Annotated in this window: 25 protein-coding genes; 12 read left to right on the forward strand and 13 right to left on the reverse strand. The window is 63.1% G+C overall.

The genetic code is table 11. The features are described from left to right. The first annotated feature begins 290 nt into the window (after window positions 1–290). The 5 genes from OIU19_RS21135 (at window position 291) to OIU19_RS21155 (ending at window position 4,542) form a co-directional block, all read left to right on the forward strand. Entirely contained in the window at window positions 291–1,451 is a 1,161-nt protein-coding gene (locus OIU19_RS21135) for a D-alanyl-D-alanine carboxypeptidase family protein (protein ID WP_264236637.1), read from the forward strand. A 76-nt stretch (window positions 1,452–1,527) separates the two neighbouring features. Then, the gene (locus tag OIU19_RS21140; protein ID WP_186556668.1) at window positions 1,528–1,803 is read left to right on the forward strand and encodes a DUF493 domain-containing protein; all 276 of its coding nucleotides are present in this window, start codon (window positions 1,528–1,530) and stop codon (window positions 1,801–1,803) included. Next, window positions 1,803–2,450 carry a lipoyl(octanoyl) transferase LipB gene (lipB, locus tag OIU19_RS21145; RefSeq protein ID WP_264236638.1) on the forward strand — a complete coding sequence of 216 codons (648 nt, stop codon included), beginning with the start codon at window positions 1,803–1,805 and terminating at the stop codon, window positions 2,448–2,450. The genes OIU19_RS21140 and lipB overlap by 1 nt, the downstream gene beginning before the upstream one ends. Before the next feature lie 2 nt (window positions 2,451–2,452). Continuing rightward, window positions 2,453–3,469 carry a lipoyl synthase gene (lipA, locus tag OIU19_RS21150; RefSeq protein WP_225915626.1) on the forward strand — a complete coding sequence of 339 codons (1,017 nt, stop codon included), beginning with the start codon at window positions 2,453–2,455 and terminating at the stop codon, window positions 3,467–3,469. A gap of 134 nt (window positions 3,470–3,603) precedes the next feature. Then, window positions 3,604–4,542 (forward strand): LD-carboxypeptidase, encoded by a 939-nt coding sequence (locus OIU19_RS21155; RefSeq protein WP_264236639.1) that lies wholly within the window; start codon window positions 3,604–3,606, stop codon window positions 4,540–4,542. Between the two features lie 82 nt (window positions 4,543–4,624). Here the strand turns inward: OIU19_RS21155 and OIU19_RS21160 are convergent, their stop codons facing one another. From OIU19_RS21160 to leuS, 5 genes are all read right to left on the reverse strand, one after another. Beyond that, complete coding sequence (locus OIU19_RS21160; protein WP_264236640.1) at window positions 4,625–5,941, reverse strand: lytic murein transglycosylase; 1,317 nt, start codon at window positions 5,939–5,941, stop codon at window positions 4,625–4,627. 61 nt (window positions 5,942–6,002) lie between these two features. Further along, window positions 6,003–6,167 (reverse strand): alternative ribosome rescue factor ArfA, encoded by a 165-nt coding sequence (arfA, locus tag OIU19_RS21165; RefSeq protein ID WP_186556672.1) that lies wholly within the window; start codon window positions 6,165–6,167, stop codon window positions 6,003–6,005. Window positions 6,168–6,385: 218 nt separating this feature from the next. Further along, window positions 6,386–7,423, reverse strand: a complete 1,038-nt coding sequence (gene holA / locus OIU19_RS21170) for a DNA polymerase III subunit delta (protein ID WP_264236642.1) — start codon at window positions 7,421–7,423, stop codon at window positions 6,386–6,388. 39 nt (window positions 7,424–7,462) lie between these two features. Then, window positions 7,463–8,068, reverse strand: coding sequence for an LPS assembly lipoprotein LptE (lptE, locus tag OIU19_RS21175; protein ID WP_186556674.1), 606 nt, complete (start codon window positions 8,066–8,068; stop codon window positions 7,463–7,465). 61 nt (window positions 8,069–8,129) lie between these two features. Further along, window positions 8,130–10,736, reverse strand: coding sequence for a leucine--tRNA ligase (leuS, locus tag OIU19_RS21180; RefSeq protein ID WP_264236643.1), 2,607 nt, complete (start codon window positions 10,734–10,736; stop codon window positions 8,130–8,132). Window positions 10,737–10,974: 238 nt separating this feature from the next. Here leuS and OIU19_RS21185 point away from each other — a divergent pair, with 238 nt between their 5' ends. Both OIU19_RS21185 and OIU19_RS21190 read left to right on the forward strand, forming a co-directional pair. Further along, window positions 10,975–11,289 (forward strand): hypothetical protein, encoded by a 315-nt coding sequence (locus OIU19_RS21185; protein WP_186556676.1) that lies wholly within the window; start codon window positions 10,975–10,977, stop codon window positions 11,287–11,289. 136 nt (window positions 11,290–11,425) lie between these two features. Further along, window positions 11,426–12,187, forward strand: a complete 762-nt coding sequence (locus tag OIU19_RS21190; RefSeq protein WP_264236644.1) for a YdcF family protein — start codon at window positions 11,426–11,428, stop codon at window positions 12,185–12,187. Between the two features lie 111 nt (window positions 12,188–12,298). On the opposite strand, the gene lnt is transcribed toward OIU19_RS21190, so the two are convergent. The 4 genes from lnt to OIU19_RS21210 are packed head-to-tail and all read right to left on the reverse strand — an operon-like array spanning window position 12,299 to window position 16,149. After that, the gene (lnt, locus tag OIU19_RS21195) at window positions 12,299–13,816 is read right to left on the reverse strand and encodes an apolipoprotein N-acyltransferase (protein WP_264236645.1); all 1,518 of its coding nucleotides are present in this window, start codon (window positions 13,814–13,816) and stop codon (window positions 12,299–12,301) included. Between the two features lie 8 nt (window positions 13,817–13,824). Beyond that, window positions 13,825–14,664 (reverse strand): HlyC/CorC family transporter, encoded by an 840-nt coding sequence (locus tag OIU19_RS21200; RefSeq protein ID WP_186556679.1) that lies wholly within the window; start codon window positions 14,662–14,664, stop codon window positions 13,825–13,827. Between the two features lie 5 nt (window positions 14,665–14,669). Continuing rightward, entirely contained in the window at window positions 14,670–15,158 is a 489-nt protein-coding gene (gene ybeY / locus OIU19_RS21205) for an rRNA maturation RNase YbeY (protein ID WP_186556680.1), read from the reverse strand. Further along, on the reverse strand, window positions 15,151–16,149 hold the full coding sequence (locus OIU19_RS21210; RefSeq protein WP_186556681.1) for a PhoH family protein: 999 nt from the start codon (window positions 16,147–16,149) through the stop codon (window positions 15,151–15,153). Before OIU19_RS21210 ends, ybeY begins: the two co-directional genes overlap by 8 nt. A 209-nt stretch (window positions 16,150–16,358) precedes the next feature. Between OIU19_RS21210 and OIU19_RS21215 the strand changes: the two genes are divergently transcribed. Further along, on the forward strand, window positions 16,359–16,685 hold the full coding sequence (locus OIU19_RS21215) for a DUF1820 family protein (RefSeq protein WP_186556682.1): 327 nt from the start codon (window positions 16,359–16,361) through the stop codon (window positions 16,683–16,685). Window positions 16,686–16,688: 3 nt separating this feature from the next. Here OIU19_RS21215 and OIU19_RS21220 read toward each other — a convergent pair whose 3' ends face one another. The 4 genes from OIU19_RS21220 to OIU19_RS21235 all read right to left on the reverse strand — a co-directional run bounded on the left by OIU19_RS21220 (window position 16,689) and on the right by OIU19_RS21235 (window position 20,233). Continuing rightward, the gene (locus OIU19_RS21220) at window positions 16,689–17,246 is read right to left on the reverse strand and encodes a tetratricopeptide repeat protein (protein WP_264236647.1); all 558 of its coding nucleotides are present in this window, start codon (window positions 17,244–17,246) and stop codon (window positions 16,689–16,691) included. A gap of 244 nt (window positions 17,247–17,490) precedes the next feature. Further along, a complete protein-coding gene (hemL, locus tag OIU19_RS21225) occupies window positions 17,491–18,774 on the reverse strand; it encodes a glutamate-1-semialdehyde 2,1-aminomutase (RefSeq protein WP_264236648.1) in 1,284 nt (427 codons plus the stop codon). A 16-nt stretch (window positions 18,775–18,790) separates the two neighbouring features. Then, window positions 18,791–19,414 carry a thiamine phosphate synthase gene (gene thiE, locus OIU19_RS21230; protein WP_264236649.1) on the reverse strand — a complete coding sequence of 208 codons (624 nt, stop codon included), beginning with the start codon at window positions 19,412–19,414 and terminating at the stop codon, window positions 18,791–18,793. A gap of 21 nt (window positions 19,415–19,435) precedes the next feature. Then, complete coding sequence (locus OIU19_RS21235; protein WP_264236650.1) at window positions 19,436–20,233, reverse strand: hydroxymethylpyrimidine/phosphomethylpyrimidine kinase; 798 nt, start codon at window positions 20,231–20,233, stop codon at window positions 19,436–19,438. 266 nt (window positions 20,234–20,499) lie between these two features. On the opposite strand from OIU19_RS21235, the gene OIU19_RS21240 reads away from it, so the two are divergent. From OIU19_RS21240 to OIU19_RS21255, 4 genes are all read left to right on the forward strand, one after another. Further along, window positions 20,500–22,479 (forward strand): hybrid sensor histidine kinase/response regulator, encoded by a 1,980-nt coding sequence (locus tag OIU19_RS21240; RefSeq protein ID WP_264236651.1) that lies wholly within the window; start codon window positions 20,500–20,502, stop codon window positions 22,477–22,479. Window positions 22,480–22,608: 129 nt separating this feature from the next. Beyond that, window positions 22,609–24,261: an acyl-CoA dehydrogenase family protein gene (locus OIU19_RS21245; protein WP_264236653.1), complete on the forward strand. Its 1,653-nt coding sequence runs from the start codon at window positions 22,609–22,611 to the stop codon at window positions 24,259–24,261. Between the two features lie 169 nt (window positions 24,262–24,430). Continuing rightward, window positions 24,431–25,894, forward strand: a complete 1,464-nt coding sequence (gene amn, locus OIU19_RS21250; protein ID WP_264236654.1) for an AMP nucleosidase — start codon at window positions 24,431–24,433, stop codon at window positions 25,892–25,894. Window positions 25,895–25,900: 6 nt separating this feature from the next. Beyond that, complete coding sequence (locus OIU19_RS21255; protein WP_264236655.1) at window positions 25,901–26,533, forward strand: pseudouridine synthase; 633 nt, start codon at window positions 25,901–25,903, stop codon at window positions 26,531–26,533. Window positions 26,534–26,556 lie beyond the last annotated feature (23 nt).

Here is a 26,556-nt window from a genome sequence, read left to right on the forward strand (position 1 = left end):
CGGTGGACTGAAGGGGCACGACGCACTGATTTGCGTCACCCCTTCGTGGGCAAGCCCGCTCCCACAAGGGCAGCGATGACCCTGTGGGAGCGGGCTTGCCCGGGAAGAAGTCGACGCCGACCTGTCTGTTTTGTCATGAATTGCCAGACGCGCCCATGTACAATGGCCGTTTTTTCCCGCAAGGCCACTGGCCTCGGGTCTGGGCTGCAGCGCAGCTCGCATAACTAGACTGACTAGCCGTTGGGCCTTGCCCACGAAACATCAGACCATTAGCGATTTTCGAGAGACGGATGAACATCACCAACCTTGCCAAACGACTTTGCCTGCCCGTACTGCTGATGATCACGCCTGCTGCCTTCGCAGCGGAGCAGATGATGCCATCGCCACCGCAGTTGGCCGCTAAGTCCTACGTACTCATGGACGCGTCCAGCGGCAACGTGCTGGTCGAAAACAACGGTGACGAGCGCCTGCCGCCAGCCAGCTTGACCAAGCTGATGACTGCCTACATCGCCACCCTCGACATCCGTCGTGGCCAGATCGGCGAAAACGACCCGGTCACCGTCAGCGAAAACGCCTGGCGTACCGGTGGTTCGCGCATGTTCATCAAGGTCGGCACCCAGGTCAGCGTCAGCGACCTGCTGCACGGCATCATCATCCAGTCGGGTAACGACGCGTCGGTGGCCCTGGCCGAGCACATCGCCGGTAGCGAAGATGCCTTCGCCGACATGATGAACAAGACCGCTACCGATCTGGGCATGAGCAACAGCCACTTCATGAACCCGACCGGCCTGCCGAACCCGGAGCACTACTCCTCGGCCCACGACATGGCCCTGCTGGCCCGTGCGATCATCAACGAAGACCCGGCTCACTACGCGATCTACTCGCAGAAAGAGTTCTTCTGGAACAACATCAAGCAGCCTAACCGCAACCTGCTGCTGTGGCGTGACAAGACCGTCGATGGCCTGAAAACCGGCCACACCGACGAAGCCGGCTACTGCATGGTCGCCTCGGCGGTACGTGACGGCCAGCGCCTGATCGCCGTGGTGTTCGGCACCAACAGTGAGCAATCGCGTGCTGCCGAAACCCAGAAATTGCTGACCTACGGCTTCCGCTTCTTCGAAACCCAGACCTTCTACCAGAAGGGCACCGAGCTGACTCAGGCTCCGGTCTGGAAGGGCGCCACCAACCAAGTCAAGGCGGGCCTGGCCAACGACCTGACCATGACTATGCCTAAAGGCCAATTGAAGCGCCTTCAGGCTTCGATGACCATGAACCCACAACTGACCGCGCCAATCGCCAAAGGTGACGTGATCGGTAAAGTGGAAGTCAAACTGGACGAAAAAGTGGTCCACAGCGCTGACCTCATCGCCCTCGACGGCGTCGAGGAAGGTGGTTTCTTCCGCCGTATGTGGGATAGCATTCGTCTATTCTTCTACGGGTTGTTCAACTGATAACGTGACCTGCCACGCTCCCGCTCACTCCAGCGGGAGCGTCGTTGTTGCCACGGCTTACGAGGCCGTTTCCGCCATGAGCGAACCTGACGTCAAGTCGCACAAGATTGAATTCCCCTGCGCCGATTATCCGATCAAGGTGATTGGCGACACCGTAGTCAATTTCAAGGACACGGTAATCGAAATCCTCAAGAAGCACGCCAAAGTCGACATGGCCACTCTGGCCGAGCGTCAGAGCAAGGAAGGCAAGTACACCACGGTGCAACTGCACATCGTTGCCGAGAGCGAGGACCAGCTGCACGACATCAACAGCGCCCTGCGCGCTACCGGCATCGTGAAAATGGTGCTCTGATGCCCACTTGTCTCGGTTTTCGCGAGCTTGGCCTGCAGCCCTATGAACCGGTGCTGGAGGCTATGCGTCGTTTTACCGAGCAGCGTGGAGCGCACAGCCAGGACGAAATCTGGCTGGTCGAACACCCCGCGGTCTTCACCCAGGGCCAGGCCGGCAAGGCCGAGCACCTGCTGGTGCCGGGCGACATCCCGGTGGTGCAGACCGATCGCGGCGGCCAGGTGACCTACCATGGCCCCGGGCAGCTGGTGGCCTACCTGTTGCTCGACGTGCGCCGGCTGGGTTTTGGCGTGCGTGAGCTGGTCAGCCGGATCGAGCACAGCCTGATCGATCTGCTCGCCAGCTACGAGGTCGACGCCGCCGCTAAACCCGATGCGCCGGGTGTATATGTCGACGGGGCGAAGATCGCCTCGCTCGGCCTGCGAATCCGCAATGGTCGTTCGTTCCACGGCCTTGCCCTGAACGTGGACATGGACTTAGCGCCATTTCGCCGAATCAACCCCTGCGGGTATGCGGGGCTGGCCATGACCCAGCTACGTGATCTGGCAGGTCCGATCGAACTCACCGAGGTCAGGACAAGGCTGCGCGGACAGCTGGTCAAGCACCTCGACTATGCTGAGCAGACGACCCTCACGGGCGGAATCGACTGAATATGACAATTGTGCAAGAAGCCGTGCCGAACCTGATCCCATCCCAGGATGTCACCCCGCGCCCTGCGCCGAAGAAGGTGGAAGCTGGGGTGAAACTGCGTGGCGCCGACAAGGTGGCGCGTATCCCGGTCAAGATCATCCCCACCGAAGAGCTGCCGAAGAAGCCAGACTGGATCCGCGTGCGCATCCCGGTTTCTCCCGAGGTAGATCGCATCAAGCAACTGCTGCGCAAGCACAAGCTGCACAGCGTCTGCGAAGAGGCCTCCTGCCCGAACCTGGGCGAGTGCTTCTCCGGTGGTACTGCGACCTTCATGATCATGGGCGACATCTGCACCCGTCGCTGCCCGTTCTGCGACGTTGGCCACGGCCGACCGAAGCCACTGGATGTGGATGAGCCGCACAACCTGGCCGTGGCTATCGCCGACCTGCGCCTGAAGTACGTGGTGATCACCTCGGTTGACCGTGACGACCTGCGTGATGGCGGTGCCCAGCACTTTGCCGATTGCATTCGCGAAATCCGCAAGCTGTCGCCAGGTGTGCAGTTGGAAACCCTGGTGCCGGACTACCGTGGACGCATGGACGTGGCGCTGGCGATCACCGCCCAAGAGCCGCCAGATGTGTTCAACCATAACCTTGAGACCGTGCCGCGCCTGTACAAGGCCGCCCGTCCAGGTTCGGACTACGACTGGTCGCTGGACCTGCTGGAGAAGTTCAAGCAGCTGGTGCCGCATGTCCCGACCAAGTCCGGCTTGATGCTGGGCCTGGGCGAGACCGACGAGGAAGTCATCGAAGTGATGCATCGCATGCGTGAGCACAACATCGACATGCTCACCCTCGGTCAGTACCTGCAGCCTTCGCGCAGCCACTTGCCGGTGCAGCGTTTCGTCCATCCAGACACCTTCGCCTGGTTCGCCGAGGAAGGCTACAAGATGGGCTTCAAGAACGTCGCATCCGGGCCACTGGTGCGTTCGTCCTACCATGCTGACCAGCAGGCGCACGAAGCCAAGATCAAGCTCTGAACCTGGCTTGAGTCAAACATGCCGATGCGCGCCGAGAGGCGCCATCGGCATTTTTATTGGGGGATCGTTACCCGTTGGGCAAGGCTGATGCTTTCGCTCATCGTGGCTAGCCGATCCCTACAAGGAGTTGCTCGATGAACTGTGTTGAACGCGGGGTTGCCCCATTGTCCCAGGCGTTGCCGACCAATGCCTGCTTCGCCATCATTGCCCCCGCAGGCCCAGCGCGACTGGATCAGGCCAAGGCTGGTCAATGGTTTACCGACCGCGGCTACCAGTGCCGCATCTACCCCGGTGTCAGCCAGGCCCAAGGCTACCTTGCCGGCTCCGATCAGCAGCGTTTGCAGGATCTGCATGATGCCTTCAGCGACCCGCAGATCGACGCCATCCTGTGCATGCGTGGTGGTTACGGCAGCATGCGCCTGCTCGATCAGATCGACTTCGAGCTGATCGCGCGCCATCCCAAGCCGTTGATCGGCTATAGCGATATCACCGCCCTGCACACGGCGATCAACCAGCGTGCAGGATTGCTCACCTTCCACGGCGGCATGCTCAATGCCGATCTGCTGGGTGAGAAGCTGGAGCCGACGGTCAGTTCGTTACTGGAGCAGTTGCGCGGGCGCCTGGGGCAGGGCGCGGCGATTGCCCACCCGCACAACTACCCATTGACCAGCGTGCTGCCAGGCGCTGCCAGCGGGCGTCTGGTGGGCGGTAACCTGTCGTTGCTAGGGGCAACGTTGGGGACCTTGGCTGAGATCGATACGCGCGACAGCATCTTGTTCATCGAGGATGTCAACGAGCCTTTGTACCGGATCGACAGGCTGCTGACCCAATTACGCCTGGCTGGCAAGCTGGAGGGGATGCGTGGGGTGCTGGTGGGGGATTTTGCCGGGGTTACGGTTTCGGCCATGACGCCGCTGCTGGAGGATATCTTCGCGCCGTTGGCGGTGCCGGTGCTGGCCGGATGGCGCAGTGGCCATTGCGATCCGAATATTTGCTTGCCGCTGGGTGCGCGGGTGCACTTGGACAGCGAAAAGCACAGCCTGAGCTTGGAGCAGGCGTTATTCCGGTTGTAAGGCTATCGCGGGGCAAGCCCGCTCCCACGTGACGTCCACTGACGTCTACAACGTGGGAGCGGGCTTGCCCCGCGACAGCTCGCTAGCGGCTACGCAGGCTGTCGAGCAACTTATGCGTCGGGTAGCCATCCGCCGGCATCCCTTGCGCTTGCTGCGCATTACGAATCGCCTTGCGGGTATTGGCACCAATGATGCCATCGGCGTTGCCCGCCTCATGCCCGCTGGCATTGAGCAGGTTCTGCAACTCGATGCGCTCGCTGCGGCTCAATGGCAGGTCTTCTTTCGGCCAGCTGCCAGCAATGAAGCCCCAGCCGGAGAAGCGGTCACCCAGCAGGCTTACCGCCAGTGCATAGGAAGATGAATTGTTGTACTTGAGAATCGCGCGGAAGTTGTCCAACACCAGGAAGGCAGGGCCTTTGGCGCCGGCAGGCAGCAGCAGCGCGGCTGATAGCTGGTTGCTAGCGGCAGGCAGTTGCGTGCCACTGGGCAGTTTCACGCCCAGTTGCAGCCATTCGCTGACCGTCTTGCGCTGGGCGCCGTCGGCGATCCAGTAATCGAAGTTGGCCGGCACTTGGACTTCGAAGCCCCACGGTTGACCACGCTTCCAACCTGAGCTTTGCAGGTAATGGGCGGTGGATGCCAGGGCATCGGCGGTGCTGTTCCAGATATCGCGACGGCCATCACCGTCGAAGTCCACCGCGTGGGTGTTGTAGGTAGTCGGGATGAACTGGGTCTGACCCATCGCCCCGGCCCACGACCCACGCATTGCCTCCGGCTGGATGTCGCCGTTTTGCAGGATCTGCAGCGCTGCAATCAGCTGGTCCTGGGCGAACTGCGGGCGCCGGCCTTCATAGGCCAGGGTCGCCAGCGAGCGGATCACCGACTTGCTACCCTGGAACTGGCCGAAGTTACTCTCCATGCCCCACACCGATACCAGCACCTGGCGGTCTACGCCGTAGCGCTGTTCGATGCGCGACAGCAGCTCGGCATTTTGCTCAAGCAGCTTCTTACCATTGCGCACGCGCAGTGGCGACAGCGCGCCATCGAGGTATTCCCACACAGGGCGGGTGAACTCGGGCTGGCTGCGGTCGGCCTTGATCACGTCCATATCGGGTGTGACGCCGCTGAAGGCGCGGTCGAACAAACTTGCGCTGATGCCGGCCTGCAGTGCTTGCTGACGGAAGCCCGCCTGCCATTGGGCGAAGGTCTGCAGGGGCTGGATTTCAGTACTGACGTCAGGTGTGCTGCCGGGCAGGTTGACCACCGGAGCGGGCTGGGCAGGGGCCAGCGGCAGGGCGTCGGCAGCGGTGGGTTTCTCCGCGCAGGCGACGAGCAGGATGAGGCTGGAGGCCGCGATCAGCTGGCGGGGTTGCCAGCGTGGGAACAGACTGAAGAGCATGCACAGATCCAGGAATTACAGGTCAGGTGCCGACCATACCATGCCTGCGCTTTTGATGCTTTCATGCGGCCAAAAAGTAACAAGCCTCCCAATCTCTCGATTGGAAGGCTTCGCGGCGGTAGCTGCCTTTGCCCTTGCCTGGTTGTTCCTGTCGGCTGCGGAACAGTGGCTGGGCGATGATGGATTTGGCCTTGTTCGGGCCGTGTTTTTTCGGCTTTTTGCTCATCTTGAAGGTCCAGCGTGGTGAGTGACGGGCGCACTGTAGGTCGCTTGGAACGGGTGGGCCAATTGATTGTTTATATGATCAGTGAATGGCTCCGCTACGCGGCCCTTCGCGGCGGTTCGGCGCGCCGACAAGCCCGCTCCCACAGGGATTGCGGCGGCGGTCCTTGTGGGAGCGGGCTTGCCCGCGAAGGGCCGCTACGCGGCCCCAAAATCTCAAGCCTACTGAGAAGGCAAGCTCAACCGCTGCCCAGCCATCAACAGCGACAACCGCGCCAGGCTGGTCCAGGGCGAGCCCTCGGCCTGGCCCTTGATCTGCGCATCGATGCGCTGGGCATCCTGCAGTAACTGCGCCCAGCGTTGCGCCGAGAGCCGTTGCAGGGCCTTGCTGACCAGGGGCCGGCGCTTGTCCCACACCGGTGGCCGGGCCTGGCTGAATGCCTTGTCCAACGGCACGCCCTGGCTGAATTGCTGGGCAATACCCGCCAGCAAGCGCAGCTCACGAGCCAGCGCCCAGAGAATCACCGGCGGCTCTACCCCTTCGCCGCGCAACCCCTCGAGCATACGCAGCGCATGCGCCGCCTCACCCTTGAGGATCGCATCGACCAGGCCGAACACATCAAACCTGGCGCTGTCGGCCACCGCCGCCTGCACGGTTTCCACCGTGATCTGGTTGCCGTCGGCCAGCAGCTTGAGCTTTTCGATCTCTTGCGCAGCGGCCAGCAGGTTGCCTTCGACCCGAGCGGCGATCAGCTCCACCGCATCGCGCTGCGCCGACAAGCCTGCCTGGGACAAGCGCTGGTTGATCCATTGCGGCAACTGCTGGGCGTCCACCGGCCAGATCTGGATGAACTGGCAGTGCGCACCTTCGACCAGCGCCTTGCCCCACTTGGTCTTCTGCGCGCTGCCATCGAGCTTGGGCAGGCTGATCAGCAGCAGGGTGTCTTCAGCAGGGTTGGCGCAGTACTCCATCAAGGCCGCCGCGCCTTTGTCGCCGGGCTTGCCCGAGGGCAGGCGCAGTTCCAGCAGGCGGCGCTGGGCAAACAGTGACAGGCTGGCACCGGCCAGCAGCAGGCTACCCCAGTCGAAGTTGGCGTCGGCACTGAACACCTGGCGTTCGTCGAAGCCTTGCTGGCGAGCAGCCGAGCGAATGGCATCGGCGGCTTCCTGGCATAGCAGCGGGTCGTCGCCGCTGACCACATAGACCGGGGCCAAGGCACCTTGCAGGTGTTTGTTGAGTTGGGCGGGGGCGAGCTTCATGAGCACAAGGCGGGGCACCCGGGGGTGCCCCGTACGGGCTTAAGTGCCCGGGATTTCCAGAGGGGACTGTTGCGGTGTTTCATCGCGATAACGCTGGGCGGCAGCGGCGGCTTCGGCTTCGGCCTTGGCACGCTCGTCGGCTTCCTGCTGCAGCTGATCAAGCTGGGCCGGGGTCAGCATCTGCAGGCGCACGACCATGCCTTGCACCAGGTCGCGACGCAGTTCTTCGCGGGTCTGGATGCCTTCCTGGTCGGAGCCGGTGATGTTGTCGCCGTCATGCACGTAGATCTTGCGCACTTCCAGCTTGTCGCTGAGCAGCGGCACGTTGTTCAGGCCAAGAATGCTGTAGTCGAGCACGGTAGTCAGCTCGTACTCGGCAGAACGGTTGCCGCCGCTGTAGGTGGCGGCGCGCTGAGTTTCTTTCTCATCGGTCAGCACCAGGCGGTAAGGAGCGCCGGTGTGCACGTCGACGCCGCTACGTTGCAGCACCTGGCGCAGTTGAGTGACGGTTTCGCCGTAGGCGTTGCGGGCACTGACGTCCAGCTCTTTGATCGCCAGTTCACTGGTGCCGGTGCCGCGCAGCTGGAAACCACAGGCGCTGAGCATGACAGCCAGGCCCATTACCAGCAGATTGCGTTTGATCATGTTGAAGCTCCCTTGTGGGCCTGTTCCGCCCGCCCGCAGTGGCTGCGGGCGGGCGTTGCCATCAGTTGGCGACGATGTTGACCAGCTTGCCCGGAACCACGATGACCTTGCGGATTGTCAGGCCGTCGGTGAAGCGCAGGACGTTTTCGTTGTTGCGGGCGGCTGCCTCGACTTCCTCGCGGCTGGCGGCGGCAGGCATTTCCACCTGACCACGCAGCTTGCCGTTGACCTGGACCACCAGCGTCACGGTGTCTTGCACCAGGGCGGCTTCGTCGACGCTCGGCCAGGCGGCATCGATCACCGACTGGCTGTGGCCCAGCGCCTTCCACAGTTCGTGGCTGATGTGCGGGGTAATCGGCGCCAGCAGCAGAGTGACCGCTTCCAGGCCTTCCTGGAGCAGGGCACGGTCCTGCGCGGTGGCTTGTGGAGCCTTCTCCAGCACGTTCATCACGGTCATCACCTGGGCGATGGCGGTGTTGAACTTGTGGTATTGGCCGACATCGGTGCTGGCCTGCTTGATGGCTGCATGGATCGAGCGGCGAATGACTTTTTGCGCGTCATCCAGGGCGGCGATGTCGAGCTGGCCCGGCAGGCCTTGGCTGACGTGCGCCTGGGCCAAGCGCCAAACGCGACGCAGGAAGCGGCTGGCACCTTCGACACCGGAGTCGGACCACTCCAGGCTCATGTCGGGCGGCGAGGCGAACATCATGAACAGACGGCAGGTGTCGGCGCCGTAGGCATCGATCATCGACTGCGGGTCGACGCCGTTGTTCTTCGACTTGGACATCTTCTCGGTGCCGCCGATTTCTACCGGCAGGCCGTCGGTCTTCAGACGCGCGCCAATGATCTTGGCCTTGGCATCACGCTCGATTTCCACGTCGGCCGGGTTGAACCAATCCTTGCCGCCGTTGCTGGCAACGCGGTAGTAGGTCTCGGCGACCACCATGCCCTGGGTCAGCAGGTTCTTGAACGGCTCATTCGAGGTGACCAGGCCTTCGTCGCGCATCAGCTTGTGGAAGAAGCGCGCATACAGCAGGTGCAGGATGGCATGTTCGATGCCGCCGATGTACTGGTCGACCGGCAGCCAGTGGTTGGCCGCTTTCGGATCGACCAGGCCCTGGTCGTAGTTCGGCGAGGCGTAGCGGGCGAAGTACCAGGACGACTCGACGAAGGTGTCCATGGTGTCGGTTTCGCGCTTGGCCGCAGTGCCGCATTTGGGGCAGGTGCACTCGTAGAACTCGGGCATGCGCGCCAGCGGCGAACCGGCGCCGTCCGGTACCACGTTCTCCGGCAGGGTCACCGGCAGTTGGTCTTCCGGCACCGGTACGTCGCCGCAGGACGGGCAGTGGATGATCGGGATCGGGCAGCCCCAGTAGCGCTGGCGGCTGATACCCCAGTCGCGCAGGCGGAACTGAGTGCGCGATTTGCCCAGCTCTTTGCGGATCAGCGCGGCTTCGATGGCGTCGAAGGCGCCCTGGAAGTCCAGGCCGTCGAACTCGCCGGAGTTGATCAGCTGGCCATGCTCGCCGTAGGCGGCTTGCCACTCGCTGGACACTTCGTCACCGGCGCTGGTACGGACCACGGCCTTGACCGGCAGGTTGTACTTGTGGGCGAACTCGAAATCACGCTCATCGTGGGCAGGTACGGCCATGACCGCGCCGTCGCCGTAGTGCATCAGCACGTAGTTGGCGACCCACACGGGCAACTTCTCGCCCGTCAGCGGGTGCTCGACGAACAGGGAAGTGGGCATGCCCTTCTTCTCCTGGGTGGCCATGTCGGCCTCGGCGACACTGCCGCTCTTGCATTCGTCGATGAACGCCTGCAACGCCGGGTTGGCCTGGGCGGCCTGGGTGGCCAGCGGGTGCTCGGCGGCGACTGCGACGTAGGTGGCGCCCATCAGGGTATCGGGACGGGTAGTGAAGACCTTCAGCGTGCCCTCATGACCGATGCTGGCCTGGTCATAGGGGAACTGCACTTCCATGCCGCGCGACTTGCCGATCCAGTTGCGCTGCATGGTCTTGACCTGCTCAGGCCAGCCCGGCAGCTCGTCGAGGCTTTCCAGCAGCTCGTCGGCGTAGTCGGTGATGCGGAAGTAGTACATCGGGATTTCGCGCTTTTCGATCAGCGCGCCGGAACGCCAGCCGCGGCCGTCGATGACCTGTTCGTTGGCCAGTACGGTCTGATCGGCAGGGTCCCAGTTGACGGTGCCGTTCTTGCGGTAGATGACGCCTTTTTCGAACAGGCGGGTGAACAGCCACTGCTCCCAACGGTAGTAGTCGGGCTTGCAGGTGGTGACTTCACGCGACCAGTCGATGGCCAGGCCCAGGCTCTTGAGCTGGGTCTTCATGTAGTCGATGTTTTCGTAGGTCCACTTGGCCGGGGCGACGTTGTTTTTCATCGCCGCGTTTTCCGCAGGCATACCAAACGCGTCCCAGCCCATTGGCTGCAGGACATTTTTGCCGAGCATGCGCTGGTAACGGGCGATCACGTCGCCAATGGTGTAGTTGCGCACGTGGCCCATGTGTAGCTTGCCGCTCGGGTACGGGAACATCGATAGGCAATAGTAGGTGTCTTTGCCTGGCTGTTCGGTCACAGCGAACGATCGTTGCTCGTCCCAGGATTTCTGGGCGGCGGCTTCTACTTCACGGGGCGTGTATTGTTCGTGCATGGCTACTTTTGGCTGAGAGAGAAGAGACCTTGTTCCCGGCAGCGGAACCTCGCTGCGTCCGGCACTCCGGTGTCGGTAAGAGTGAACGCCGTAGCATACATGAGCGCTGCGCGTCGTGGGAAACCCTATTGCGCCGAGCGGCCTTGCGGGCCGTTGGTCGCTGCAAGCGGCTGCTTTTTGCAGTGACGCTAAGCTCAGGTGTGGGGGGAGATATCTTTATCTTCAATGAGGTGAACGGATGGGAGAATCGCAGCTACCCGCAAGCAAACCGGAGCTTTACGAACGCTTGATCGACCGTTTGGGACTGGCGCTGGAAGTGGCCAGGACCTCGGTGAGATTACGCGACGAAATGCCAGCAGAACTGGAGTTGCGCGGCCTCAGCCATGCAGAGTTCGAAGTGATCAAGGCCTACCTGGAATCCCTCCCGGAAAGCCGTTTTGCCAGTGCCGCTGCCCACCAGCAGCCGGAGCCGTCGTCAGCAAAGATCGTCTGGCTCAAGGACAAGAAACGCCCCGCCACCACGGCGAGATCCAGGACGCTGCCATTCCGATAGTCGTTCAGGATTCCAGGCGCAGAGGGTCACGCGCCGGTTCTTTTTCCAACACATACCACATGATCGGCGCCGGATGCGTACTTGTTGCCCGGCGCCGATCCTCTTAGGCTGCACGCCTTCACAGGAGGTGTGCGTCGTGCCGATTCGTTACTTCATCAAACAATGGTTGTTGCCCCCGGGGTTACTGTTCCTGTTGCTGCTGGCTGCCTGGTGGCTGCGCAAGCGGCGGCCGCGCTTGGCGTTGGCCTGTTTCGTTCTGGGCCTGGGCGGGTTGTGGTTGATGAGCTTGCCGTGGGTGGTGGAGCACACTGCGCGGCAGTTGGAAACCGAACAGGCGTTGGGCCTTGAGCAGTGGTCCGGGCTGGCCGCGCGCGCCGATGCGATCGTGGTGCTCGGGGCGGGACGTGAGCGCGGTGATCCGGCTTGGGGTGGTCAGGACCAGCCCACCGGCACAGCGTTGGAGCGTATGCGTTACGCCGCACAACTGGCCAAGGCTTCGGGCCTACCGGTGCTGATCAGTGGCGGGCTGCATTATGGTACGCCGCCGAGTGAGGCGCAGTTGATGGCCGATCGGCTGCGCGATGACTTTGGCGTGCTGGTCAAGTGGAAGGAAGAAGGCAGCCGCACTACCTGGGAAAACGCCCAAATGAGCGCGCAAGTGTTGCAGCCGCTGGGTATTCGCCGGGTAGTGGTAGTGACCCAGGCCTGGCACATGCAGCGTTCGCGCTGGAGCTTCGAGCGGGCGGGGTTTGAGGTGGTGCCGGCGCCAGTGGGGTTCCTGGGCCAGGATCATGCGCGGCCGTTTGCCGGGCTGTTGCCTGATAGCCGGGCGGTTTGGCAGAGCGGGCAGTTGCTCAATGAGGCGGTAGGGTTGGTTGGGTATCGATTGTTCTACTGAGCGTAGGCGGTGGCGAAGCTATCGCGAGGTAAGCCTGCTCCCACGCCGTTGTAAGGACGATTGGCGTGGGAGCAGGCTTGCCCCGCGATAGGGGCGGTTTTGGCCCTGCCGTCAAACGGTCTTGGCAATGCGCCCGGCCAGTAGTGCCCACCCCATCAGCACTGCGCAGAGAATCGCCAACGGCCAAGAGCGCCATTGCAGATAAGGCGTGAGCTGCTGCATCGGCACCACTTCGCCATACAGGATCGCCTGCTGGAACTGAGGGATCTGCGCGGTGATCTTGCCAAACGGGTCGATCAGCGCGGTGACGCCGTTGTTGGTCGCGCGGATCATCCAGCGGCCAGCCTCCAGCGCGCGCATCTGCGCCATCTGCAGGTGCTGCAATGGGCCGATCGAGGTGCCGAACCAGGTGTCGTTGCTGATGGTCAGCAGCAGGTCGCTGCGGGCGGCCAGGCTGGCGGCGAATTCGGGATAGACCACTTCGTAGCAGATGTACGGGGCGATCTGGTAACCCTTGGCTTGCAACAGCGCCTGGTCTTCGGGGCCGCGGGCGAAGTCCGACATCGGCAGGTTGAAGAACTCGATCGCCCCCCGCAGCATGTCTTGCAGCGGCACGTACTCGCCAAACGGCACCAGTTTCTGTTTCAGGTAAGTGCCGTCGCCTTCGCCGGCCACGGTGATGCCGTTGTAGTAGCGGCGCTGCTTGTGGACGATTTCCCGCACTGGCACACCGGTAATCAGCGCCGAATGCCGCTCGGCGGCGAACCCACCCATCATGTCGATGTAGCCCTGGGCCTGGTCCTTGAGCACCGGTACCGCGGTTTCCGGCCAGATCAACAAGTCGACCGGTTTGGAGGTGAAGCTCATGTCGCGGTACAGCGCCAGCTGGGCATTGATGTGGGCGGGGTCCCATTTCAGGTCCTGCTCGACATTGCCTTGCACAGCCGCGACCGTCAGCGGCTCGCCCGCCGGCCGGGTCCAGGCGTGGTTTTTCAGGGCAATGCCGAGAATCCATGGGCCGACCAGCAACAGCACGCCTATGGCCAGGAACGACCGCCGTGCGCGCAGGCGGTGCAGATTGCACAGCAGCGCTGCCGTCAAGGCCAGGGCAAACGAGATCAACCATACGCCGCCCAGCGGGGCCAGGCCGGCCAATGGCCCGTCCAACTGGCTGTAGCCGGAGTACAGCCAGGGGAAACCGGTCAGGAACCAGCCACGGAAAGCCTCCTGCAGCAGCCACAGGGCAGCGAAGCACAAGGCATCGGCCAGCGGCGCCTCGTTACGGCGCAGCCAGCGCGCCCAGAGCCAGGCGGGCAGGGCGAAGAACCAGGCAATGGCGGCAAAAAACGCCACCAACAGCACTATTGCCAGCAGCGGCGAGGCGCCGCCGTAGGTGTTCATGCTGACGTAGATCCAGCTGGTGCCGGCGCCATACAGGCCGAAGCCGTAGCACCAGCCACGGGCCATGGCCTGGCGTGGGCTCAGCTCGCGCAGGCCGGCGTAGAACAGGCCCAAGGCGAGCAAGGCCAGTGGCCAGAAGTCAAACGGCGACAGGGCCAGCAGGGTAGACGCGCCGGCCGCCATGGCCAGCAGGTTACCGGGCCAGCCGGGGCGGGTGATCCAGCGCATGGTTTTCCTTAACGGGTAATCGGGGTCAGGCGCAGCAAGTGAACACGCCGGCTGTCGGCGTTGAGAATGCGGAAGCGGTAGGCGCCGATCTCAGTGGTTTCGTTGCGTTTGGGCAAGTGGCCGAAGGCACTCATGACCAAGCCGCCGACGGTGTCGAACTCATCGTCAGAGAACTCGCTGTCGAAGAACTCGTTGAAGTTCTCGATCGGCGTCAGCGCCTTGACCAGGAAATCGCCGCTGGGCAGTGGCTTGATGTAGCTGTCTTCCTCGACATCGTGTTCGTCCTCGATGTCGCCGACGATCTGCTCAAGCACGTCTTCGATGGTTACCAGGCCTGCCACACCGCCGTATTCGTCGATGACCACGGCCATGTGGTTGTGGTTGGCGCGAAACTCGCGCAGCAGCACGTTCAGGCGCTTGGATTCCGGCACGAAAGTGGCCGGACGCAGCAGGTCCTTGATGTTGAAGCTGTCGCCGTTCTCCTTGAGGATCAGCGGCAGCAGGTCCTTGGCCAGCAGGATCCCGAGCACATCATCGTGGCTTTCGCCAATCACCGGGTAGCGCGAGTGGGCGGCGTCGATCACCGACGGCAGAAACTCACGAGGCGACTGGCTGGCCTTGATGCTGATCATCTGCGAGCGCGGCACCATGATGTCGCGCACCTGCAGGTCAGCGACCTGGATGGCACCTTCGACAATGGTCAGCGCTTCGCTGTCGAGCAGCTTGTTCTGATGGGCTTCGCGCAGCAGCTCGAGGAGCTCCTGGCGGTTTTTCGGCTCATGGGCAAAAGCCTGGGTCAGTTTACCCAGCCAGGACTTTTGCCCGTTGCTCGATCGGTCTTCGCTCATGGCGGTTACTCGTGTTCCTTGCAGATATCGTGGTGAGGGAGTTCGTCGTCGGCGTAGGGGTCCGGGTGACCCAGTTCGGCCAGCAATGTTCGTTCCAGTGCTTCCATTTCCTCGGCTTCGTCATCTTCGATGTGATCGTAGCCGAGCAGGTGCAGGCAGCCGTGAATGACCAGGTGCGCCCAATGCGCTTCAAGCGCCTTGCCCTGTTCGGCCGCTTCGCGCTCGACCACTGGCACGCAGATCACCAGGTCGCCCAGCAGCGGAATGTCGAGCAGCTCGTCCGGCACGTCGGCAGGGAAGGAAAGCACATTGGTCGCGTAGTCTTTGTGACGATAGGTGTGATTGAGCTCACGACCTTCGGCTTCATCGACCAGACGGATGGTCATTTCCGAGTCGGCGCTGCGCTGGCGCAGGGCCAACTCGCACCAGCGGCGGAAGGCGGCGTCATCAGGGGCGGCGGCATCCGTGGCCCGTTGCAGGTCGAGTTCAAGCATCGCGGGCAGGTGCCTCGGCCTGGGCCTGGCGGCCTTCGAAACGGTCATAGGCCTCGACGATGCGTTGCACCAGCGGGTGGCGCACGACGTCTTTAGGCTGGAAATGGGTAAAGCTGATGCCCGGCACGTCCTTGAGCACCTCGATCACGTGCGCCAGCCCCGACTTGGTGCCGCGCGGCAGGTCGACCTGGGTGATGTCGCCGGTGATCACCGCGGTCGAGCCGAAGCCGATGCGGGTGAGGAACATCTTCATCTGCTCGAGCGTGGTGTTCTGGCTCTCGTCGAGGATGATGAAGCTGTTGTTCAGGGTGCGTCCGCGCATGTAGGCCAGCGGGGCGATCTCGATCACCTGACGCTCGATCAGCTTGGCGACATGTTCGAAGCCGAGCATCTCGTAGAGGGCGTCGTACAGCGGGCGCAGGTAGGGGTCGATCTTCTGCGCCAGGTCGCCAGGCAGGAAACCGAGCTTTTCGCCCGCCTCGACCGCCGGGCGCACCAACAGGATGCGCCGCACTTGTTCGCGCTCCAGCGCGTCGACGGCGCAGGCAACGGCAAGGTAGGTCTTGCCAGTGCCGGCCGGGCCGATGCCGAAGTTGATGTCGTTGGCCAGGATCTCTTTGACGTAGCGCTGCTGGTTGAGGCCGCGCGGACGAATGTTGCCCTTGCGCGTGCGCAGCGAGACGCTGACTTCATTGACCGCCGGGTTGTCGATGTGCTCGACCGCCGACTCTTGTAGATAAAGGTGGACCGTTTCCGGCGACAGCTCGGTGGCCTTGGTCTCGCGATAGAGACGGCGCAGCAGCTGTTCGGCGGCGGAGGTGGCCTTGGGCTCGCCAAGCAGTTCGAACTGGTTACCGCGGTTGCGGATCTCGATGGCCAGGCGTTGCTCGATCAGGCGCAGGTGCTCGTCGAACTGGCCGCACAAGTTGGCGAAACGGTGGGCCTCGAAAGGTTCGAGGATGAAGCGATGAGGTTGTATGGGTGCGTTCAAGGTCGTTTTTGGCCGCTCGACGGCAATAGAGGTGAACCCAAGAATAACCCTTGATTGACAGTGGCGAAAGCACTGAAACGATCAAGGGTCGTTGCTAGCCAGGGTGCCTGAGTGCAGCTTGGCGGCGCAAGGCTGCTGGGGCACTGCGCGGCTGCCGTGGTCTGCTATGATGCGGCCCATTTTCAACCGTATGTGTCCCCACGCCGATCATGAGCAAACCTGAACCTGCCATCTATAAAGTCATCTTCCTCAACCAGGGGCAGGTGTTCGAAATGTACGCCAAGCAGATCTTCCAGAGCGATCTGTGGGGTTTTCTGGAGATCGAGGAGTTCGTCTTCGGTGAGCGCACCCAGGTGGTGGTAGACCCCAGCGAAGAGAAACTCAAGGCGCAGTTCGAGGGGGTGATCCGCAGCTTCGTGCCGATGCATTCGATCGTGCGAATCGATGAGGTCGAGCGGCTGGGTACGGCGAAGATCAGCGAAGCGAAGAACACCGGCAATGTCATGCCGTTCCCGATGCCGATGCCGGAGAAATAACGCTTAAGGCAGGGGGGAGAAGGGGCTGCGCCCTTCGGCGTTCTGCAGTTCGAGCAGGTATTTGCGGAAGATCTGCCCCAGCACCTGGGTAGCATGCTCGAGTTCGTCGCGGGGCATCTGCTCGGTGACTTCGTCGGCCATGTCCAGCGCGTCTTCGGCGCCGTTGACCGCAGCCATCTTCAGCAGAATATAGGCCTGTACGTTGTTGGCCTTGACCCCTTCACCATGGAAGAACATCGAGCCGAGGCGGTACTGGGCTTGTGCGTGGCCTTGCAGCGAAGCTTTCTGGAACCAGTTGAGCGCTTTGTTCAGATCACGCGGGGCTTGATCGCCGCTGCCGGTGTAGTAGAACTCACCCAGCTCGTACTGCGCCTGGGCATCCCCAGTCTCGGCGGTTTGCTCGCAGGCCTTGACGGCGGTTTGCAGGTCTTCGGGTTGAGCGCTCAGGGTGCAACGCCCCGTCGCTGGAATCAGCAACGAGTTACCGCCCTCCGCCAGGGCCAGCAGGGGCTGAAGAAGCAACAGGCAGCCCAGGGTAAGGGCGCGGCCGGCGCGGTTCATGGGGATCGACTTACCTCTGCAAAGCTGCGTCCGATGTCTCTGGTGGCACATTATGGGATAAGCAGCGCCAACCTTACAAAGTTTTACTCGAATTTCTGCACAGGTGGGGATTTGCTCGCGTGTGCTCTGGCGGTGTGATGCAGATCACACTAGCCCTCATCGCGGTGCAAGCCCGCTGCCACGAGGCAATGTGACGCGTCGTGGCAGCGGGCTTGCCCCGCGATGAGGCCGGCATGAGCGCCGATTACTTCAGCTTGGCAAACGCCCGCTCAGCCGCATCGAGGGTGATCTTCAGCTCGGTCTCGCCATGCACGATCGAGGTGAAGCCTGCCTCGTAGGCGCTCGGCGCCAGGTAAACACCGCCTTCGAGCATCAGGTGGAAGAAGCGCTTGAAGCGTTCCACATCGCTGGCCATTACGTCGTCGAAGGTGACGATGTCATCGGCGCCGGTGAAGTACAGGCCAAACATCGCACCCGCTTGAGTGGTGACGAACGGCACGCCAGCAGCATCGGCGCGCTGTTGCAGGCCGTCCAGCAGCTTGCTGGTGAAGGCGCTCAGCTCATCATGGAAGCCTGGGCGACTGATCAGCTTCAAGGTGGTCAGGCCGGCAGCCATGGCCAGCGGGTTGCCCGACAGGGTACCGGCCTGGTAGACCGGGCCCAGCGGCGCGATGCATTCCATGATCGCGCGCTTGCCGCCAAAGCAACCCACCGGCATGCCGCCGCCAACGATCTTGCCGAACGTCGACAGGTCAGGGGTAATGCCGTAGTGGCCTTGGGCGCCGCCGAGCGAGACGCGGAAACCGGTCATCACTTCGTCGAAGATCAGCACCACGCCATGCTTGTCGCACTGCTCGCGCAGGCCTTCGAGGAAGCCCGGCGCCGGGGGCACGCAGTTCATGTTGCCGGCAACCGGCTCGACGATGATGCAGGCGACGGTCTGACCGACGTCGGCCAGGGTCTTCTCGACCGCGGCAATGTCGTTGAACGGCAGGGTCAGGGTGTGTTTGGCGAAGTCTGCCGGCACCCCGGCCGAGCTTGGCACGCCCTGGGTCAGCAGGCCGGAACCGGCCTTGACCAGCAGGCTGTCGGAGTGGCCGTGATAGCAGCCTTCGAATTTGATGATGGCGTCGCGACCGGTGTAGCCACGGGCCAGGCGGATCGCGCTCATGGTCGCTTCGGTGCCGGAGCTGACCATGCGCACCATTTCCATCGATGGCACCAGCGAGCAGACCAGGTCGGCCATCTCGGTTTCCATGGCGGTCGGGGCGCCATAGGACAGGCCGTGCTCCAGCTGCTTGCGCACCGAGGCCAACACCTCTGGATGGCTGTGGCCGAGGATCATCGGCCCCCAGGAGCCAACGTAGTCGACGTAGCGCTTGTCATCTTCATCGATGACATAGGCACCTTCTGCGTGCTTGAAGAACAGCGGGGTGCCGCCAACGCTCTTGAACGCACGCACGGGCGAGTTGACGCCACCGGGGATGTGCTTCTGGGCTTGGGCGAACAGGGTTTCGGAACGGGACATGGAAATCTCTCTTGAATCAGGAAGCGAACAGGGCGTTGAAGGCGCGGGCGCGGCGGGTCACTTCCCGGGCGTCGTCGGCACCAAACAGGCCATGGATCACCGCCAGCAGGTCGGCGCCGTGGGCGACCAGCGGGGCGGCGTTGTCGAGGGTGATGCCACCGATTACCGCGATCGGCAGTTTCACCTGGGCGCGGGCCTGCGCCAGCAGCTCGAGGCTGGCGGCCGGCGCGCCGGGCTTGGTCACGGAATTGAAGAAGCGGCCGAAGGCCACATAACTGGCACCTTCAGCGGCGGCCTGCGCGGCCAGGTCGAGTTGGGCGTGGCAGGTCGAGCCAATGATCGCATTGCGCCCAAGCAATGCGCGGGCGGGGGTCAGCGGCCCATCGGTTTGCCCCAGGTGCACGCCAACGCCAAGACGCGCGGCAAGCTCGGCGTCGTCATTGATGATCAGCTCCGTGCCGTAGCGCTCGCAGAGCGCTTTGAGCGCCTCGGCCTCACGCAGGCGCTGGGCCTGGTCGCTGCTCTTGTCGCGGTACTGCAGCAGGCGGACACCGCCTTCGAGCGCCGCTTCGACATGGGACAAAAACCGGCCGGCGAGCAGCTGGCTGTCGGTGATCGCGTACAGACCGCGTAGCTTCATTTCATGCCTCGTGTGCGTGAATCAGGAACAGAAGTCCAAGGGCAGTCGGCGTGGCACGAACTGGCCGCGGCCAAGTTGCTCGGCGTCGCGCAAGGTCCGCCAGGTGTAGTCCAGAGCGCTGCGTACGGCACTCTCGAGCTGCTCGCCAAGGGCCAGGCGACCGGCCAGGGCGCTGGCCAGGGTGCAACCGGAGCCATGGTAGCTGCCTGGCAGGCGCTGGCATTTCCAGGTATGGCTCTGGCCGTCGCGGCTGTACAGGCGGTTGTGGATTTGCTCTTCATCGCCGTGACCGCCGGTAATCAGCAGGTGTCTACAGAACGGCAGGAGTTTTTCCGCGCATTGGTCGGCAGTGCCTTCGGGCAGTTCGGCGAGGATGCGCGCTTCGGGCAGGTTCGGCGTGGCGATGGTCGCCAGCGGCAACAGTCGCTCGCGCACGGCATAGCCGACTTCGTCCTTGCCCAGGCGGCCGCCACCACCGGCGCGCAGCACCGGGTCGCAGACCAGCGGCAAGTGCGGGTGCGCGGCGAGCAGCTCGGCGACGGTGTCGACCATCTCGATCGAGCCGAGCATGCCCAGCTTGACCGCAGCGACCGTGGAGTCGGCGAGAACGGCGTTGGCCTGAGCCAATACCCACTCGCGGTCGAGCACGCGGAAGTCGGAAACGTTGACGGTATCCTGGACGGTCAGGGCTGTCACGGCGGGCGCGGCGTGACAGCCTTGAGCGATCAGGGCTTCGATATCTGCCTGCAGGCCGGCGCCGCCACTGGGGTCGTGGCCGGAGAGACAGAGGACAACGGGGCGGGAGCTGTAGGTATTCATGGTCGGCGAGCTTACCACCAAACCTATTTGCGCGAAGCGCCCGGCATTTGGATTTTGTTGATCAAGTGGTCAGGATTTGTTTTTGTTCTGGCTTGAAAGTATTGATTTAGAGCCATTCTGGTAAATTTACCAGTGGCTGATGGCCACCCCGGGAAGCTATGCTAGAGTGCACGGATAACTCGATAAACAGGCTCTGCCGCATACCGTCGTCTCAAAGGGAAGGGAGGCCGCCGCGACGCGATTGGACAGACCATGCTGGGGCTGTAATGCGCTATTTGCTGATTGTGCTTCTGGGCTACTGGCCCGTGCTCGCCGGAGCGGTCGATTTCGACGACGCTACCCGGCGTCTGCCTTTGGGCAAGGTCATGCAGGTCTTCGAAGACCGCGCAGGCACCGCCAGCATTGCCGAGGTCAGTTCGCCGGCCTGGGCCAGTCGGTTTCACCAGCACCAGGATGATGTGCTCAACGCCGGTTATTCGACCTCGGTGTTCTGGCTGCGCATCGACTTGCGCTACAACGCGCCGAGCACGCAAAGTAGCCGCCCGTGGTTGCTGGAGCTGGCTTATCCGCCCCTCGATCACCTGGAACTGTATTTGCCTGATGGCCAGGGCGGTTATCGCCTGGCGCAGCGCACTGGCGATGCCTTGCCCTACGCGACCCGGCAGATCCTGCAAAATAACTACCTGTTCGAACTGTCCATGCAGCCGGGGCAGGCGACCACGGCTTATCTGCGCCTGCACAGCCAAGGCTCGATCCAGGCGCCGCTGACATTGTGGTCGGTCAATGCCTATATGGAGGACCAGCCAACCCGGCTGTATGTGCTGGGCATGATCTACGGCGTGCTGCTGGTGATGTTGGTGTACAACCTGTTCATCTACATCAGCGTGCGCGATGTCAGCTATCTGTATTACATCCTCTATATCGCTTCGTTCGGCATGTACCAGGTGTCGGTCAACGGTGCCGGGGTCGCGTATTTCTGGCCTGACAACCCGTGGTGGGCCAATGCGTCGACGCCGCTGTTCATTGGCGCCGCTGGGTTGTTCGGCTGTCAGTTCGCCCGCCACTTCCTGCGCCTGGGCAGGCTCAGCCGAGGGTTCGATCGTCTGCTGCAGGTATTGATGGTCGGTGGCGCAGTGGTCATGGTGCTGGCCGTGACCTTGCGCTACGGAGTGGCGCTGCGCATGGCCACGGTGCTGGCGCTGTTGTTCACGGTGAGCATCTTCACCGCTGGGCTGTACGCCTGGTGGAGCGGTTTGCGCGTGGCGCGCTGGTTCATCATTGCCTGGACGGCGTTTCTGCTCGGCGGGCTGGTCAACACGCTGATGGTGCTCGGCTACCTGCCCAACGTATTTATCACCATGTATGCCAGCCAGTTGGGTTCGGCGCTGGAAGTGGCGCTGTTGTCGCTGGCCCTGGCCGACCGCATCAACAGCTTGCGTGAGCAGCAAGCACAGACCCTGCGCGAAACTGGCCGTACGCTTGAGCAGTTGAACCAGCAATTGGCCAGGAGTAACCGCCTCAAGGACGAATTCCTGGCCACGGTCACCCACGAGTTGCGTACGCCGATGAATGGTGTAATCGGCTCGCTGGAACTGATGCATACCCTGCCGATGAACGCCGAGCATGCCCAGTACCATCGCACCGCCGCAGGTTCGGCGCAGGACATGATGGCCATGGTCGACGACATCCTCATCCTCACTGAGCTGCAAGCGGGGCGCTTGCGTGCGCAGAACGTACCCTTCAGCCTGCGTCGTCAGCTCCAGGACTTGCGTGCCGGATTTGCCGGGCAAGCCTTGGGCAAGGGCCTGTACCTGAGCTTGGATATTCCGGCTGACCTACCTGATGAGTTGCTTGGCGATGCGCAGAAACTGATGCGCTGCCTGGCTTGCCTGGTGGATAACGGCTTGAAGTTCACCCATCAAGGTGGGGTGATGATCCAGGTCCGCGGACGCCGGGTAGGGCCTGATAGCCTGGCGGTGTCGTTCATCGTCAGTGACAGCGGGATCGGCTTCGATGATCTGGACCAGGCGATTCTTTATCAGCGCTTCTTCCAGGTGGATGGCTCGATGACCCGGCGTTATGGCGGGTTGGGGATTGGCCTGTCGATCTGCCGGCAATTGGGCGAGTTGATCGACGGCAGGTTGTCGCATGAGTCGACGCGGGGGTTGGGCAGTCGGTTTGAGTTGAGTCTGAATTTGGCGGTGGCGCAGGTGCAATTGCCTTCTGGGCGGGCGGCACGGCTTTAGGTTGTTGGGGGCGCTGCGCGTCCCATAGCGGGCAAGCCAGCTCCTACATAGGCATTTTTGTCACTTTGACTGAAGGCCAAGCGGTGCTTCACTGGGACTCTCAGGCCCACCCGGATCCAGGAGCCCCCGATGACCCTGCACCAGTACGCCGAAACCCACGAAGTGACCAACCAGCCGCCTTCTCTGGATGGCGCCAACCTCTACCGCCTCGATCTACCCTTGCAGCAATGGTCGCGGCATTTCGGTGCCGGCTGGGCCGAGTCACGGATCGATGCCTACGGCGCCCTGGCGGGCGGCCCGCTGATGGCCGCAGGCTTTCTGGCCAACGCGCACAAACCCGAATTCAGCAGCCACGACCGCTACGGCCATCGTATCGACCTGGTCGAGTTTCACCCCGCCTATCACGAGCTGATGCGCACCGCGGTCGAGCATGGACTGCCGTCGCTGCCCTGGGCCGAGCCTCGCCCTGGCGCTCACGTGGCCCGCGCTTCGATGACCTACCTGCACAGCCAGGCCGAAGCCGGTACCGGTTGCCCGCTGACCATGACCTTCGCCGCCGTGCCGGCGCTGCGCCTGCAGCCGGAGTTGGCCCAGTACTGGCTGCCCAAGGTGCTGGCGCGTGAATACGATCCGCGCAATGTCGGCGACCGGCACAAGGCTGGGGTCACCCTGGGCATGGCCATGACCGAGAAGCAGGGCGGCACCGATGTCCGGGCCAATACCACTCGGGCGTATCCGGTGGGGGCGCCTGGGCCGGGCCAGGCCTACGAACTGGTCGGGCACAAATGGTTCTGCTCGGCGCCGATGTGCGACGCCTTCCTCACCCTGGCCCAGACCGACAAGGGCCTGAGCTGCTTCCTGCTGCCACGCCACCGGCCGGATGACAACCGCAACCAGTTCTATATCCAGCGCTTGAAGAACAAGCTGGGCAACTGCTCCAACGCCTCCAGCGAAGTCGAGTTCCGCGGTGCCTTGGCCTGGATGATCGGCGAAGAAGGCCGCGGCGTGCCGACCATCATCGAGATGGTGGCGATGACTCGCTTCGACTGCATGGTCGGCTCCAGCGCCCTGATGCGCCAGGCGCTGACCCAAGCGGCGCATCACTGCGCCTACCGCAAGGTGGGCGGGCGGGTGCTGAGCGAGCAGCCCTTGATGCAGAACGTGCTCGCCGATCTGGCCCTGGAGAGCGAAGCGGCGTTGGCCCTGAGCCTGCGCATGGGCCAGGCGTTGGATCAGTTGGACGATCCACAGCAAGCGCACTTCGCCCGGCTGGTGACGGCGGTGGGCAAGTACTGGATCTGCAAGCGGGCGCCAGCGATGATCAATGAAGCCGCCGAATGCATGGGCGGCGCAGGCTATGTCGAAGACAGCATCCTGCCGCGCCTGTACCGCGAGGCGCCGGTCAACTCCACGTGGGAAGGCTCTGGCAACGTGCAATGCCTGGATGTGTTGCGGGCGCTGTCCAAGGAGCCTGGGGTGCTCGATGCACTGTTCGTCGAACTGGGCGATGGCCACGGTGATCCGCGCTTGGCGGCGCATATCGGCAATCTCAAGGGCGCGTTTGCCGATACCGACGATATCCAGTACCGGGCGCGCCAGCTGACCGAGGATATAGCCATCGCGTTGCAGGCCAAATTGCTGCTGGAGGCTGGCAATAGCGTTGTCAGTGATGCGTTTATCGGTAGCCGGTTGGGTGGCGGAGGGCGGGTGTATGGCGCGCTGCCGCGTGGGGTAGATGTCCAGGCGTTGGTGACGCGGGCCACGCCAGTGTGGTCGGCCTGAGTCGCCTGCATCGCGGGGCAAGCCCGTTCCCACTAAATTCGCAGGCAATAGAGGGTGCGTGGGAGCGGGCCTGCCCCGCGATGAGGGCCGAACAGACTTGCGGGGATGTAATTGCCCGCGAAGGCAGGCAAGATGGAAGCTATGCATGTCATAAGACAGGAAGCCCAGCGTGAGCCAAGCGTTTGTAGTCGTTGATACCCCCGAACAGGCCGTCGACCGTCTGGCGGCTTTGCATGAACAGGCCACCGGGGCCCTCAGCCAGGCCCTCAAACGTTACCTGAAAGATCGCACCGAACCGGATGCCGAAGAGCGCAATCTCTACCGCTATCCCGCGCTGCGCCTGACCTACTATAGCCATGGCGAAGTCGCCGCGACCACCCGCGCCTATGCCAAGGTCCAGGTAGCCGGTACCTACAGCGTCACTATCACCCAGCCAGCAGCGTTTCGCGGTTATCTGCTCGAGCAACTGCGCCCGCTGATGCACGACTACACCGTGACGGTGGAAGTCGGTGTCAGCGAGCAGAACATCCCGTACCCGTACGTGGTCGAGCAGGGTGACGAACTGGCCGGCACCGGCATTACCGCCGCCGAACTTGCGCGGGTGTTCCCCAGCACCGACCTGTCGGCCGCCACCGACAACATCGCCGATGGCCTGTGGGACTGGGGCAACGCCGAAACGCTGCCGCTGGCCCTGTTCGATGCCGCCCGCGTGGACTTCTCCCTGCGTCGCCTGGTGCACTACACCGGTAGCGACTGGCGCCACGTGCAGCCGTGGATCCTGCTGACCAACTACCATCGCTATGTCGACCAGTTCATCGGCCATGGCCTTGAGCAACTGCGCGAAGATCCACGCTTCGTGCGCATGGTCCTGCCCGGCAACGTGATCATCGAAAAGGGCATGGATGACGGCGAGACCCAGGCGCTGGTCGCCAGCGTGGTGTGGCACCGCTACCAGATGCCGGCCTACCACTTGATTGCCGCCGATGGCGATGGCGTCACCTTGGTCAACATCGGCGTCGGTCCATCCAACGCCAAGAACATCACCGACCACCTGGCCGTACTGCGCCCGCACTGCTGGCTGATGATCGGTCACTGTGGCGGCCTGCGCCAGTCGCAGACCATCGGCGACTACGTGTTGGCCCACGCCTACATGCGTCGCGACGGCATTCTCGACCGGGTAGTGCCGCCGAACATCCCCATTCCGGCCCTGGCCGAAGTGCAACTTGCGCTGCAGGAAGCTGCTGCGCAAGTCACTGGCGAGCGTGGCGACGAGCTGAAAAAGCGCCTGCGCACCGGCACCGTGTTGACCTACGACGACCGCAACTGGGAGCTGCGCTGGGCCCAGGAGCGGCCGCTGATCAACCTGTCGCGGGCGGTGGCGGTGGACATGGAAAGTGGCACCATTGCCGCCCAGGGTTATCGCCTGCGCGTGCCGTACGGCACCTTGCTGTGTGTGTCCGATAAGCCGCTGCACAGTGAAATCAAGTTGCCAGGCTCGGCCAACGCCTTCTACAACCGGGCGGTCAGCCAGCACCTGAAGATCGGCATTGCCGCGCTGGATCTGCTGCGCACCGAGCTCAATTCGCTGCACTCGCGTAAACTGCGCAGCTTCGATGAGCCGCCGTTCCGCTGAGGATCCATGCCCCTGCCACCCCGTTCCAAGCCGCGCCGCCCCCAGGCGCGGCCTGCTGCCGGCCCGCGTCGCCAAGCCAAGGCGCCGCCGGCCGAGCCGCGCCTGATCCTGTTCAACAAGCCATTTGACGTGCTGACCCAGTTCAGCGACGGCGAAGGGCGCGCGACGCTCAAGGATTTCATCGATATCCCCGGCATCTATCCGGCCGGCCGGCTGGATCGCGACAGTGAAGGGCTATTGCTGCTGACCAATGACGGCCGCTTGCAGGCGCGCATTGCCGACCCCAAGCACAAGCTGGCCAAGACCTACTGGGTGCAAGTGGAGGGCGAGCCGACTGAGCAGCAGCTCAAGCAGCTGCGCGAGGGTGTTGAACTCAATGACGGCGTGACCCTGCCTGCCGAGGCTCGGCAGTTGCCTGAGCCGCAGCTGTGGCCGCGTAATCCGCCGGTGCGGTTTCGCAAGAGCGTGCCAACCAGCTGGTTGGAGCTGGTGATTCGTGAGGGGCGTAACCGGCAAGTCAGGCGCATGACGGCGGCGGTTGGCTTGCCGACCTTGCGCCTGGTGCGAGTGCGAATTGGCGAGTGGACTCTGGACGGGTTGGACCAGGGCTGCTGGCGTGAGGTTGCGGCGAAGCTGTAGGTCTTGGGTAGTGCTGGCGCTAT

Source organism: Pseudomonas sp. BT-42-2 (genome assembly GCF_025847435.2).
Taxonomy (GTDB): domain Bacteria; phylum Pseudomonadota; class Gammaproteobacteria; order Pseudomonadales; family Pseudomonadaceae; genus Aquipseudomonas; species Aquipseudomonas urmiensis.